Annotated in this window: 10 protein-coding genes and 1 tRNA gene; 4 read left to right on the top strand and 7 right to left on the bottom strand. The window is 67.4% G+C overall.

What is annotated here, in order from left to right; genetic code table 11:
* The first annotated feature begins 37 nt into the window (after nucleotides 1-37).
* From AC5Y5W_RS17735 to AC5Y5W_RS17745, 3 genes are all read left to right on the top strand, one after another.
* A complete protein-coding gene (locus AC5Y5W_RS17735; protein ID WP_500011960.1) occupies nucleotides 38-1,852 on the top strand; it encodes an Hsp70 family protein in 1,815 nt (604 codons plus the stop codon).
* 165 nt (nucleotides 1,853-2,017) lie between these two features.
* The gene (locus AC5Y5W_RS17740; RefSeq protein WP_500011962.1) at nucleotides 2,018-4,888 is read left to right on the top strand and encodes a (Fe-S)-binding protein; all 2,871 of its coding nucleotides are present in this window, start codon (nucleotides 2,018-2,020) and stop codon (nucleotides 4,886-4,888) included.
* 20 nt (nucleotides 4,889-4,908) lie between these two features.
* Nucleotides 4,909-6,201 carry a pyridoxal phosphate-dependent aminotransferase gene (locus tag AC5Y5W_RS17745; RefSeq protein ID WP_500011998.1) on the top strand — a complete coding sequence of 431 codons (1,293 nt, stop codon included), beginning with the start codon at nucleotides 4,909-4,911 and terminating at the stop codon, nucleotides 6,199-6,201.
* Nucleotides 6,202-6,225: 24 nt separating this feature from the next.
* On the opposite strand, the gene rfbA is transcribed toward AC5Y5W_RS17745, so the two are convergent.
* From rfbA to dcd, 7 genes are all read right to left on the bottom strand, one after another.
* Complete coding sequence (gene rfbA, locus AC5Y5W_RS17750; RefSeq protein WP_500011964.1) at nucleotides 6,226-7,092, bottom strand: glucose-1-phosphate thymidylyltransferase RfbA; 867 nt, start codon at nucleotides 7,090-7,092, stop codon at nucleotides 6,226-6,228.
* 10 nt (nucleotides 7,093-7,102) lie between these two features.
* Nucleotides 7,103-7,474, bottom strand: a complete 372-nt coding sequence (locus tag AC5Y5W_RS17755) for a nuclear transport factor 2 family protein (protein ID WP_500011966.1) — start codon at nucleotides 7,472-7,474, stop codon at nucleotides 7,103-7,105.
* Between the two features lie 28 nt (nucleotides 7,475-7,502).
* Nucleotides 7,503-8,258 carry a maleylpyruvate isomerase family mycothiol-dependent enzyme gene (locus tag AC5Y5W_RS17760; RefSeq protein ID WP_500011968.1) on the bottom strand — a complete coding sequence of 252 codons (756 nt, stop codon included), beginning with the start codon at nucleotides 8,256-8,258 and terminating at the stop codon, nucleotides 7,503-7,505.
* Nucleotides 8,259-8,262: 4 nt separating this feature from the next.
* The gene (locus AC5Y5W_RS17765) at nucleotides 8,263-9,588 is read right to left on the bottom strand and encodes a UDP-glucose dehydrogenase family protein (RefSeq protein ID WP_500011970.1); all 1,326 of its coding nucleotides are present in this window, start codon (nucleotides 9,586-9,588) and stop codon (nucleotides 8,263-8,265) included.
* Nucleotides 9,589-9,669: 81 nt separating this feature from the next.
* Nucleotides 9,670-11,058, bottom strand: a complete 1,389-nt coding sequence (locus AC5Y5W_RS17770) for a DUF7159 family protein (protein ID WP_500011971.1) — start codon at nucleotides 11,056-11,058, stop codon at nucleotides 9,670-9,672.
* Between the two features lie 75 nt (nucleotides 11,059-11,133).
* The gene (locus AC5Y5W_RS17775; RefSeq protein ID WP_500011973.1) at nucleotides 11,134-12,612 is read right to left on the bottom strand and encodes a DUF7159 family protein; all 1,479 of its coding nucleotides are present in this window, start codon (nucleotides 12,610-12,612) and stop codon (nucleotides 11,134-11,136) included.
* Nucleotides 12,613-12,765: 153 nt separating this feature from the next.
* The gene (dcd, locus tag AC5Y5W_RS17780) at nucleotides 12,766-13,344 is read right to left on the bottom strand and encodes a dCTP deaminase (protein ID WP_500011975.1); all 579 of its coding nucleotides are present in this window, start codon (nucleotides 13,342-13,344) and stop codon (nucleotides 12,766-12,768) included.
* Nucleotides 13,345-13,427: 83 nt separating this feature from the next.
* Here dcd and AC5Y5W_RS17785 point away from each other — a divergent pair.
* Nucleotides 13,428-13,501: transfer RNA gene (locus tag AC5Y5W_RS17785), tRNA-Gly, on the top strand.
* Nucleotides 13,502-13,508 lie beyond the last annotated feature (7 nt).

Consider the following 13,508-nt stretch of genomic DNA (forward strand, 5'->3'; position numbering starts at 1 on the left):
GGCCGTCGGCCATGTGTGGGATACAGAGGTGTGCGATATGAGCGATCCGCTCGGGCTGTCGGTCGGGGTGGCAAACCTGGTGGCAGCGCGGGTGGGGAGCGCGCCGGTGACCCGTCGATCGGTGTTGACGGTGTTCGACCACCGGCCACCCGAGGTCGGCGTCCCGGAGGACAATCCGAAGCTGAACGAACCGGGCCTGATCTTGAGCGGATTCATCGAGCGGGTCGACGACCCGGCGCCGTTCATCGGGCCCGACGGATCGATTCACCGCAGTGACGTGTTGGCGGCCGAAGCCCTCGACGCGGTGGCCCGCGCCGCTGGCGGCGGCGCGCCAACGGCGGTCGCGGTTCCCGGGCACTGGGGCCAAAACGCGGTCGCTGCGCTGCGCGAGGCATTGCGCGCCAAACCCGCGCTGACACCCAACGGTGCATTGCCTGCCTTGATTTCCGACGCCACCACGGCGCTGGCCGCGCTGTACGCGAAACCGGGATTCCCGACGGACGGCGTCGTCGCGCTGTGCGACTTCGGTGCGAGCGGCACCAGCCTCACCCTCACCGACGCGGCAGCAAACTTTCGGCACATCGGTGAAACCGTCCGCTACACCGAATTCTCCGGCGACCAAGTCGATCGCGCGATCCTGAACCGACTGCAGGCTCGCGGTACCGGCAGCACCGACGCGGTGGGCACCGGGCCGGTCGGCTCGCCGGTGCGCCGCCTCGACGAATGCCGGCGCGTCAAGGAGCAACTGTCCGCGGCGACGGTCGCTGTGGTGCCCGCCGAGATGCCCGGCCTGGGCGACGAGGTGCGGTTCACCCGCGCGGAGCTGGAGGACCTGATCTCCGGACCGCTCGAGCGGTTCGTCAACTGCGTCCAAAATATGTTGCGGCACAAAGAAATTCAGAGAACCCAACTGGCAGCGATCGCGACGGTCGGCGGTGGGGCATGCATCCCGTTGGTCACTCACCAATTGGAGGAGCGGCTGCAGGTGCCGGTGGTGACCACACCACAACCCACGCTGAGCGCTGCGATCGGCGCGGCGGTCCTCGCCGAACAGCAATCGTCGACGAGCGGTGTGGCCGCCGCGGCACCTCCGACTGCGGTTGGACCCACCGTCGCCGCCCCAGCGGAGCCGCGCGGTATCGACGAGGTCGAGCGGAGCGACCCAACCGAAATGGTCCCCGCGGGCTGGGCCGCCGGGGTCAGCGCCGCGGCCGCGGGGCAATCGGTCGAGGACGGCGCCCGCTCGGCGACCTATCGCGCCTTGGCCTGGTCCCAGGAGGCCTCCACGGGTAGCGAGCCGCTGCCCTATACCGGTGAGGACCACAGCGGCGAATACGAGCAGGCCCCGCCTCCCGCCCCGCCGGCTGCCCCGCCGCCAGCGCCCGCCGCGCCCGAACGGTCGCACTGGTACAAACGATCAGGAGTGCTGTTCAGCGTGGCCGCGACCGCCGCCCTGGTGGCGCTGCTCGGGGCCGGTGTCGTGGTGTTCAAGCTGAGCGCCGCCAACCAGAACCCCACCAAAAGCACCACCACCGTGCCCACACCGAGCCAATTGCCCAGCGTCGGACCGCTGACCACGGAACCACCGCCGCCGGCGACCGAGCCGCCCGCCCCCGAGCCGATCGAGCCGGTCAATCCGGCCCCACCGCCACCACCGCCGCCAACGACCACCCAGCCGCCCGTGACCACCACGACGACGCAACCGACGACTACCACTACCCGACCGACGACGACCATGCCGACGACCACGCAACCGACCACCACCTTCACCTACCCGCCGGTCACGACGCGTCCGCCCACGACTGCCCAGATCCCGACGCTGGTGCCGGTCACGCCCACCTACGGCCGCTGACGGGCCGCTCGCTCGCTACGGGCATGAGTTAGGGCAGCCTTGGTCGCGCTCGTCGCCGCAAAGATGTCACTATGAGCTGGCCGAGCAGGCACCTGCAGCTAAGTTACCGGCTAGTAACATTACTTAAGTTACCGATCAGTAGCGCCAGAATTGGAGAGACGCTCAGTGGACACACAGATGCTGATCAGACTGGTAGTCGGCCTGGGCATGACGGCGCTCGTGGTGCTGTTCGCCGCCCGACGGGTCGGCTGGCTGGCCAAACTCACCCTGACCGGCCAACCGGCCAGCGGACGCACCGACAATATCGGCGAACGGATTTGGATCGAGCTCTCCGAGGTCTTCGGGCAGCGCCGGCTGCTGAAATGGTCGATCCCCGGCCTGGCCCACTTCTTCACGATGTGGGCTTTCTTCATCCTGCTGACGGTCTACATCGAGGCCTACGGGTTGCTGTTCGACCAAGAATTCCACATCCCGGTTATCGGTCGCTGGGACGTGCTCGGCTTCATTCAGGACTTCTTCATCGTTGCGGTGACTGCCGGGATCGTCACCTTTGCGATCATCCGTCTCCTGCGCAATCCGCGTGAGATCGGGCGCGCCTCCCGGTTCTACGGCTCGCACAACGGCGGGGCCTGGCTGATCCTGTTCATGATTTTCAACGTCGTCTGGACGTTTGTGTTGCTGCGTGGGGCGGCCGTCAACAACGGCACGCTGCCCTACGGTAAGGCGGCATTCGTTTCACACCTGTTCGGTGTGATCCTCAAGCCGCTGGGCCACACCGGCAACGAGATCCTGGAAACCGTTGCACTGCTGCTGCACATCGGCGTCATGTTGGCGTTCCTGATCATCGTGCTGCACTCCAAGCACCTGCACATCTTCCTGGCGCCGATCAACGTCGTGTTCAAGCGGCTGCCCGACGGTTTGGGACCGCTACTGCCGATCGAGTCCGGCGGCAAGCCGATCGACTTCGAAAACCCGCCCGATGACGCCGAATTCGGCCGCGGCAAGATCGAGGACTTCACCTGGAAGGGCATGCTCGACTTCGCCACCTGTACCGAGTGTGGACGCTGCCAGTCGCAGTGCCCGGCCTGGAACACCGGCAAGCCGCTGTCGCCCAAGCTCGTCATCATGGACTTGCGTGATCACTGGATGGCCAAAGCGCCCTACCTGCTCGGCGAGAAACAGGCCGGCGAGGAGGCCGGTGAAGGCGGCTACATCGAGTCCGGTCGCGGCGAAGGTCACCACGTCCCGGAATCCGGGTTCGGCCGGGTGCCCGGCTCCGGGCCCGAGCAGGTCAACCGCCCGCTGGTCGGCACCGAAGAGCAGGGCGGCGTGATCGACCCCGACGTGCTGTGGTCCTGCGTGATGTGCGGCGCCTGCGTCGAGCAGTGCCCGGTGGACATCGAGCACATCGACCACATCGTCGATATGCGCCGCTACCAGGTGATGATGGAGTCGGAGTTCCCCTCCGAGCTCTCGGTGCTGTTCAAGAACCTGGAAACCAAGGGCAACCCGTGGGGGCAGAACGCCGCCGACCGGACCAGCTGGATCAAAGAGGTCGACTTCGACGTCCCGGTCTACGGCGAAGACGTCGACAGTTTCGACGGCTACGAGTACTTGTTCTGGGTCGGCTGCGCCGGCGCCTACGACGACAAGGCCAAGAAGACCACCAAGGCCGTCGCCGAACTGCTGGCCATCGCCGGGGTGAAATTCATGGTGCTGGGCACCGGGGAAACCTGCAACGGCGACTCGGCGCGCCGTTCGGGCAACGAGTTCCTGTTCCAGCAGCTGGCCGCCCAGGCCGTCGAGACGCTCGACGGAGTCTTCGAAGGCGTGGAGACCGTCGACCGCAAGATCGTGGTCACCTGCCCGCACTGCTTCAACACCATCGGCCGCGAATACAAGCAACTGGGCAGCAACTACTCCGTGCTGCACCACACCCAGCTGCTCAACCGCCTGGTGCGCGACAAAAAGCTGGTGCCGGTCGACCGTGTGGATAGGAACGGCGGCGACGGACCTTCGATCACCTACCACGACCCGTGTTATCTGGGCCGGCACAACAAGGTCTACGAGGCGCCGCGCGACCTGATCGGGGCCTCGGGTGCGACGCTGACGGAGATGCCGCGACATGCCGAGCGCAGCTTCTGCTGTGGCGCCGGCGGCGCGCGGATGTGGATGGAAGAGCACATCGGCAAGCGGATCAACCACGAGCGGGTTGACGAGGCCCTGGGCACCGGCGCCACCACCGTGGCCACCGCCTGCCCGTTCTGCCGGGTGATGGTCAGCGACGGCGTCAACGACCGCGCCGAAGCCGCCGGCCGCACCGATGTCGACGTGCGCGACGTGGCCAACATATTGCTGGAGACCATCGACCGCAGCAACGTCACGCTGCCGGCGAAGGGCACGGCTGCCGAGGAGGCCGCCAAGGCCGCCCCGAAAGCCGCTCCGAAGGCCGCGGCAGCCCCCGCCGCGACCGCGCCGGCCAAGGAGACCACCGAAGCGGAAACCGCCGCGCCCACGCAGGAGAAGGCCACCAAGGCCGTTACCGGTCTGGGTATTGCCGGTGGCGCTAAGCGACCCGGTGCCAAAAAGGCCGCAGCGCCAACGCAACCGGCGCAAGAAGCCAAAGCCGCGGCGCCCGCCGCACCCGTGAAGGGGTTGGGCATGGCCGCCGGCGCCAAGCGGCCAGGCGCCAAGAAGACCGCTGCACCAGCAGAATCCGCGGCCGCCCCGGAAGCAAAGCCGGAAGCAGAGACCACGGCCGAAGCCAAACCGGAAGCCAAGGCGCCGGCCGCGCCGGTCAAGGGGCTGGGCATCGCCGCCGGGGCCAAACGACCCGGCGCCAAAAAAGCCGCTGCCAAACCCGCAGAAGCCCCCGCGCAACCGGCGAATGCCGAGTCGGCGCCGGCGCCCGAAGCAAAGCCGGAACCGGAATCCAAGCCGGCCTCCACGGACCAGGATGGCGACAGCGAAACGCCAACGCCCCCGGTCAAAGGGCTGGGGATCGCCAAAGGCGCGCGGCCCCCGGGCAAGCGCTGAGGCGCTTTAGCGAATTTTCACTGGACAACCGTGGCACCATAGTTGACGTGACTACGCATCAGCTGCCCTGGCAGGCCACCGGGCATCCGCCGCGGCAGCGCACGTTCGCGCAGTCGTCCAAACTGCAGGATGTCCTCTACGAGATCCGTGGCCCGGTGCATGATCACGCCGCACGGCTGGAGGCCGAGGGCCACCGGATTCTCAAGCTGAACATCGGTAACCCGGCACCGTTCGGGTTCGAAGCTCCCGACGTGATCATGCGCGACATGATCCAGGCGTTGCCGAATGCGCAGGGCTACTCGGACTCCAAGGGAATCCTGCCGGCGCGGCGTGCGGTGGTCACCCGCTACGAAGTCATCGAGGGCTTCCCGCGGTTCGACGTCGACGACGTCTACCTGGGAAACGGTGTCTCCGAGCTGATCACGCTGACGCTGCAGGCCTTGCTGGACAACGGCGATCAGGTGTTGATCCCGGCGCCCGACTATCCGCTGTGGACGGCGTCGACGTCACTGGCCGGCGGCACCCCGGTGCACTATCTGTGCGACGAGACTCAGGGCTGGCAGCCCGACATCGCCGACCTGGAGTCCAAGATCACCGAGCGCACCAAGGCGCTGGTCGTGATCAATCCGAACAACCCGACCGGTGCCGTCTACGGCCGCGAAGTCCTCACTCAGATAGCCGATTTGGCGCGCAAGCATCAGCTGTTGCTGCTCGCCGATGAGATCTACGACAAGATCCTCTACGACGACGCCGAGCACATCAGCATGGCTTCAGTAGCGCCCGACCTGTTGTGCCTGACGTTCAACGGATTGTCGAAAGCCTATCGAGTGGCCGGCTATCGGGCCGGCTGGCTGGCGATCACCGGTCCCAAAGACCACGCCAGCAGTTTCCTCGAAGGCATCCACCTGCTGGCGAACATGCGGCTATGTCCCAATGTCCCTGCGCAGCATGCCATCCAGGTCGCGTTGGGCGGTTACCAAAGCATCGACGACCTGGTGCTTCCGGGTGGCCGGCTGCTCGAGCAGCGCGATGTGGCGTGGACCAAACTCAACGAGATCCCCGGGGTGTCGTGCGTCAAACCCGCGGGTGCGCTGTACACCTTCCCGCGACTGGATCCCGAGGTGTACGACATCGCCGACGACGAGCAGTTGGTGCTGGATCTGCTGTTGACGGAGAAGATTCTGGTGACTCAGGGCACTGGATTCAATTGGCCCGCACCCGATCATCTGCGCATCGTGACGCTGCCGTGGGCACGCGACCTGTCTCATGCGATCGAGCGGCTGGGTAATTTCTTGGCCAGCTATCGCCAGTAAGCACACCTTTGGGTGTGCAAGATGTCAGCGTTGTTCCAGCAGGCCCAGTAGGTAATTGCCGTACCCGGACTTCGCCAGCGACCGGCCGCGCTGCGCCAGTTGCTCGTCATCGATGAAGCCGCTGCGCCAGGCCACTTCCTCGGGGACACCGATCTTGAGGCCTTGCCGTCGTTCCACGGTGCGGACGTAGTCGCTGGCGTCCAAAAGGGAATCGAACGTCCCGGTGTCCAACCAGGCGGTGCCGCGTGCGAGCACTTCGACGCCGAGCCTGCCTTGATTTAGGTAAATCTGGTTCACCTCGGTGATTTCGTACTCGCCGCGCGCCGACGGCCGCAGGCCACGCGCGATCTCGATCACGTCGTTGTCATAAAAGTACAGACCGGGAACCGCGTATTGCGATTTCGGGGTGGCCGGCTTCTCCTCCAGCGACAACGCAATGCCGTCGTCGCTGAATTCGACGACACCGTAGGCTGATGGGTTGGCCACCCAGTAGGCGAAAATCGCTCCGCCGTCGACGGTTTGGAAGCGGCTGAGGTTTGTTCCCAGGCCGGGGCCGTAGAAGATGTTGTCTCCCAAGGCTAATGCCACCGAGTCGTTACCGATGTGGTCTGCCCCGAGGACGAACGCCTGGGCCAGGCCGTCGGGCCGGTCCTGTACCGCGTAGGTGATGTTGATGCCGAATGCCGCGCCGTCCTCGAGTAGTCGCTGGAAAGCCGGCGCGTCGTGGCCGGTGGTGATGATCTGGATGTCGCGAATGCCGGCCATGATCAGCGTGGACAGTGGGTAGTAGATCATCGGTTTGTCGTAGACAGGCAGCAACTGCTTGCTGGCGCCCATTGTGATCGGATAGAGCCGGGTGCCCGATCCGCCGGCCAGAATGATGCCGCGCATGTGCTACTCCTCAGTCGACGAGGTCGGCCTCGGTGAGATCGGTCGCGGCCAGTGCGGCCGCCAAGTCGCGATGACCGAATACCGAGGTGATGTGATCGTGGACCACCCGGAACGCTGCCGCGGCAACGACGTTAGCGGGCGAATCGTCGGGGCTGGCCTTGTGTTCGACGACGACGACGCCGTCGTGCACATACATCCTGCCCGGTTCGGTGCCGCCCGGGCGATCGCTCGCCCATTGGCGCAGCGCGTCGTGCCCCTGACCGGCACCGTGTGCGTCGCCGACCTCGATGTCGTCGCTGGACAGGGCGACCAAGGTGTCGATGTCGGACGCGTTGAGGGCGTCGTACCAAGCCAGCACGGTAGCGATCTCCGATGTGCTCATGGACTGCAAAATACCGGGTCGGGCTGACCTAGAACGGCGTGTGGTCGAGCCAATTCTGCCAGACCGCGGTGTCGCCGAACACCGCGATATCGGTGTCGGTGGCCGAAACCCGCCGGGTGGCGGCCAACAGCAGGTCGGCGGCGGGGCCCCGCAGCGCCACCGTTCCCTTGCCGTGGTCATGCGACCAGGTGATCCCGGAGTCGCCGACGCCGATCGTCCATTCGCCCGAGGCGCCCAACCCGGGATCGCTGGCGTGCAGGTGCACGGTGTTGCCCTGCTCGAGCGGCATCGGTCTATCGTCGCGTCCGGCCTGGGCTGCCACACGTTCCAGCCATTCGCTGATGCCGTCGGCCGCCAACTCGGCGCTCAGCGTGTACTCGCTACCGAACGCGAGCGCAGCGTCGGCGCGGTGCACGGTCGCCTCGTGCAGGCGACGCCGCACCCACCAATACGCCGGACGCTGTCCGAGGAAGGTCCACACCGGGGTTTCCACGCCAGCCAGCTCGACGGCATCGATCAGCCGCCGCGCCCCGGCGTACAGCCACGAGATGGCGTCGTCGGGGTCTGGTGGCGGCTTGCCGCCCTCAACGGAGCGGGGATCCAGAAAGTGGTCGACTCGGTCGGTGATGATCTGCGCCGCCCACCGGTCGCCGCGGCCGACGTGCCGAAACAGCTGCTGGATCGTCCAGTCCGGGCAGGTCGGCACTGGGGTCGACGGGTCGCCGCTGCGGATCACCTCACCGAAGGCGCGGTTCTCCTCGAGAAATGCTGCCGCGTAATCCACCCGGTTAGGCTACGCGGCGGCCCAAGCAATACACCCGCCAACCCGCCTGCTGCCAGCGGGCGACGTCGAGACAGTTGCGGCCGTCGACAATGACTTTGGCGCGCACCTGATGAGCCAGGTCGCCGGGGTCGAGGTCGACGAATGCCGGCCACTCGGTGAGCACCAGCACGGCGTCGGCGCGCTCGCACGCCTCGGTGATCGACACCGCGTAGTTCAGGGTCGGAAACAGCCGTTGCGCGTTCTCCAGCGCTTTGGGGTCGTAGACGTTGACCGCGGCGCCGTTGAGCTGAAGTTGGCCGGCGACGTTGAGCGCCGGCGAGTCGCGCACGTCGTCGGATTCGGGTTTGAACGCGGCGCCGAGCACAGCGATGTTGGCGCCCAGCAGTGACCCGCCGCAGGCGGTGGTGGCCAGTTCGACCATGCGGCTGCGTCGGCGCATGTTGATGTTGTCGACTTCGCGCAGAAACGTCAGCGCCTGGTCGGCTCCTAGCTCCCCGGCGCGGGCCATGAATGCCCGGATGTCTTTGGGCAGGCAGCCGCCGCCGAAACCGAGGCCGGCGTTGAGGCATCGGCGGCCGATGCGCGGGTCGTGTCCGAGTGCGTCGGCCAGCATCGTGACGTCGGCGCCGGCGGCTTCGCAGACTTCGGAGACTGCATTGATAAACGAGATTTTGGTCGCCAGGAATGCGTTGGCGGCCACTTTGACCAGTTCGGCGGTTTGCAGATCGGTGACCAGGAACGGCACACCGGCCTGTCGCAGCGGTTGATACAGCTCACGCAGGGCGGCCTCGGCGTACGTGGAGCCAGGTTCCACCCCCAGCACGATGCGGTCTGGCTGCAGCGTGTCCTGCACCGCCAGGCCCTCGCGCAGAAACTCCGGGTTCCACGCCACCTCGACGTCGACTCCGGGCGGCGCGATGGACCGCGCGCGTCGACCCAGTTCGGCGGCGGTACCCACCGGCACCGTGGACTTGCCGACGATCACCGATGGGCGGGTCAGCCGCGGCACCAGCGCGTCGATGACGGCGTGCACATGGCGCAGGTCGGCGCCGTATTCGCCCCGTTTCTGCGGCGTGCCGACTCCCAGGAAATGCACGTCGGCGAATTCGGCAGCCATCTCGTAATCGGTGGTGAACCGCAGCCGGCCCGCAGCGAGATTGTCGCTCAACAGCTTTCGTAGGCCCGGCTCGTAGAACGGGATGTCGCCACCCGCCAGCTTGGCGATTTTGCCCGGATCGATGTCCACCCCGACGACGTCATGGCCCAGCTCGGCCATCCCGGCGGCATGGGTGGCGCCCAGATAACCCGTGCCGAAGACGGTGCATCGCATAACACCGTGTGTAGGCGGTCGCGACGAGCTGACCGTGACCGCTCCCTGATCGATAAGCGAACGTCAGATGACAGTTTGCTGCTACAGCCCGGGGACTCCCGGGATGCCCGGGACGCCGGGAATCCCGCCACCGCCGCCATGACCGCCGCCGTGACCGCCGCCGTGACCGCCGCCGTGGCCACCACCCGGAATACCGGGCGGCCCACCACCGCCGCCTGGAAGCCCTGGGATCTGCGGTATTTGCGGCACCGGCGCCGCAGGTGGCGGAGCGGCGGGGGCAGGCGCCGGCGCGGGAGCCGCAGGGGCCGGTGCTGGAGCGGGTGCGGGAGCGGGCGCCGCTGGAGCCGGGGCCGCCGGAGCGGGTGCAGGTGCCGGTGCCGAGGCGGGTGGCGGCGGGGCGGGAGGCGGCGCTTGCTGCGGTGCCGAATTGCCCGGCACGACCATCTTGTGCCCTGGATTGGGCTGCTCACCCGTCGGGCGCAGTGTGACCACCAGCGCAATCGCCAATGCCACGACGCCGACCACGAAGATCGCGGCCACCGCACCCGACACCAGGGTCAATCGCCTGCGCGGCCGGCTCTGCTGATCCTGATCTGGCTCCACTGGTTGGCGGTCGGCGAGGGCGGTGGGAGCGTTGGCTTCGTCGTCGGCGACGGCGCTGTAGGCAAGTGCGTCGCCTCCCGCTTGGGCGGCCGCGTCGGGCATCGGACGATATGCCGGAGTCACCGCATACGGGTCGACCGCACCGGTGCCGGGATCCTGTGCATACGCCAGCGCCGCGGTGGACGACGAGACCAACGGCGCGTGCGCCGAAGCCAGCGCCGCGCCGCGGGCGAGCGCCGTCGCGGGCTCCTCGGGTGAGCTCACCGGCAGCGAAGTGGTCGCTTCCAATTGGGGCTTGAGAGGGCCGACGTCCACCCCGGAACCGACCATGAAAAGTCCGTCCGGGCGCGACTCCAGAGTCTGCATGTCGCCGACCATCGCGGCCAACTCCGCGGCGGGATCACCGCTGGTAAACGGCTCGCGGCGCGCCTCGATGACCGATCCGTCCGCGGAATCGACAATGGCGGTCGTCGCGGCATCGGGTTCGACGAACAGCAGGCCGGTTCGGCCGTAGCCGTTGGCGCTGCCGACGCTTTGGGCCAGCGCGGCGGCAGCCAAAAACGCCGACACCAGCATGACGTTTTCGATTTTGTGGGCAGCCAGTGCGTCGCGCAGCGCGGCGGCCTCGGTCGGATCACTCCACGTCACCCCGGTCGATGCCAGCTGGTAGCCGCCTTCGGCCGCGCCTTCCCGGGTGCCCAGGATCGCCGACACCACCTGCTCCGGCGCGCCGGGCGGCGCCGCGTCGCCGTGGCCGGGCAGGGCAAAGTCATCCTGCTCGACGTTGGCGCCGTCGCCGTTTTCGCCCTCCACCAGCACCATGCGAACCGTCGAGGGTGCCATCGACACGCCAAGTACGGTGTCCACTGCTCCTCCAAATTTTGCCGCCGTCAGGGTCCGGTTGGAGGAGTACCCGTTTTTGCGGGGCGGAGGAACCGGCGCTTACCCGATACCGAGGTTGAGCCCCGGCACCGGCAGCGGGATCTTGATCCCCGGTCCGCCGCCGTGGCCGCGGCCGCCGCCACGACCGTGTCCCCAGCCACCGCCGCCGTGGTCATCGCCTCGCGGTCGAAGGGGTGGGCCTTGCTGCGGCGGCGCCAAGATCTCGCCGAGCTGCGGCAGTACCGGCGGCAGCGGTGGCGGAGCCGGCGGTGCAGGAGCAGGAGCCGGCGCGGGCGCGGGAGCCGGCGCGGGTGCCGGGGCTGGCGCAGGTGCAGGCGCGGGAGCGCCAGCCGGTGCAGGCGGAGGTGCGGCCGGCGTGGGCGGCGCGGGAGCCGGGGCGGGCACGTGTGCCGACGGCGGCGGTGGCGCAGGAGCCTGCTTAGACGGGGCGACGACGTTGTGTCCGATGTCGGGTCGTTCGCTGACCGACGGCCGGATGGTGAACGCCAGCGAAATGACCAGTGCCACAACGCCGCCGACGAAGATCGTCAGCACGCTGATGGCAGTCAGGAACGGCCTGCGACTCGGTGACTCGCCCTGCGCGAACCGAAAGTCGAGCATGCCCGAATCCAGGTTTTCGTCTTGGTCGTCGAGGTCGCTGTACGCCTGGGCCCCTTCTGCGGTGTAGGCCTCGGCTTCCTCGTCGGGGACCGCGCTGTAGGCGAGAGCCCCGTCCCCCGACTCCGCATCGGCGGGAACATTCGCGGCGGCGAGGTAACCGGGCGAGACGGCATACGGGTCCACGGCGCCGGTGCCGGGATCCTGGGCGTAGGCCAGTGCGGCGGTCGACGACGCGAACAGCGGTGCGTTCGCGGAGGCCAGGGCTGCCCCGCGCGCCAGCGCCAGGTCGGGTTCCGCGGGTGCGCTCACCGGTAGCGACGTCGCGGCCTCCAGCGCCGGTTTGATCAACGGGATGTCCACGCCAGAGCCGACGACGAATAAGCCGTCGGGGCGCTCTTCCAGCGCCTGGGCGTCGGAAGCCAGCTTGACCAATTCGGCAACGGCCGCGTCGTCGTCTTCGGGCAGCGGCTGGCGGTGCACGTCGAAGACGGACCCGTCGTCCGAGTCCACCACGGCCAGGGTGGCGGAGTCCGGCTGAATAAAGAGCAGTGCAGTGTTCGCGTAGTTGGAGGCGTTGGCGGCCGCCTGGGCCAACGCGGCCGCGGCCAAAAACGCCGACACCAGCATGACGTTTTCGATCTTGCGGGCGGCCAGCGCGTCGTGCAGCGCGGCGGCCTCGAGCTGATCGGTCCAGGTCACGCCGGTCGACGTCAGGTGGTAGCCGCTTTCGGCGGCGCCTTCACGGGTGCCCATGATGGCCGAGATCACCTGGTCGGTCACGGCAGGGTTTACTGCATGACCGTTGCCGTTGATCTCGAAGTTGTCCCGGTCGACGGTCGCACCGTCGGCATTTTCGCCCTCGACCAGCACCATCCGGACCGCTGAGGGTGCCATCGACACACCCAGTACGATGTCCACTACTTCCTCCAAAGTAGTTTGCTAGGTACGCGCGATAGTGGGCAGCACCTAACCCGTCCCCGCTGACCCTGTTATTTCGAGCCTACCGGCCCGCTCGCGTTTGGCAGGGCGGCCGCGACCGTGCGATGCCTCACTCGGCTCTACGGCGCGGCGTTACGGCTGGCTGGATTTGAGGAAGTTCTGGTAGGAGCGAGACGGCGTCGGGCCGCGCTGACCCTGGTATTTCGACCCGGCGCGCGCACTGCCGTAAGGGTGCTCGGCCGGGCTGGTCAACCGCAGGATGCACAACTGGCCGATCTTCATCCCCGGCCACAGCGTGATCGGCAGGTTGGCGACGTTGGAGAGCTCCAATGTGATGTGGCCGCTGAAGCCGGGGTCGATAAAGCCGGCGGTCGAGTGGGTCAACAGCCCCAGCCGTCCCAGCGACGACTTGCCTTCCAAGCGGCCGGCCAGGTCCTCGGGCAGCGTGCACAACTCCAGCGTCGAACCGAGCACGAACTCCCCGGGATGCAGCACAAACGGTTCGCCATCGACCGGTTGCACCAGGCTGGTCAACTCGTCCTGCTGCTTGGCTGGGTCGATGTGGGTGTAGCGGGTGTTGTTGAACACCCGGAACATGCTGTCGAGGCGGACGTCCACACTGGACGGCTGCACCAGCGCGTCGTCGAACGGGTCGATGCCCAATCGGCCGGCGGCGATTTCGGCTCTGAGGTCACGATCGGAGAGCAGCACCCGACGAGCGTATCGGCTGCGTGGGCGGCTGCGTTGCCGGTGAACGGCGCGGCGCCGGATGCTAGCCTTCGTCAAGCATCCGCGCCGATGTAGTTCAATGGCAGAACATCAGCTTCCCAAGCTGAATACGCGGGTTCGATTCCCGTCATCGGCTCCAGTTTGGG

The sequence above is a fragment of the Mycobacterium sp. NGS51 genome, from assembly GCF_059812525.1.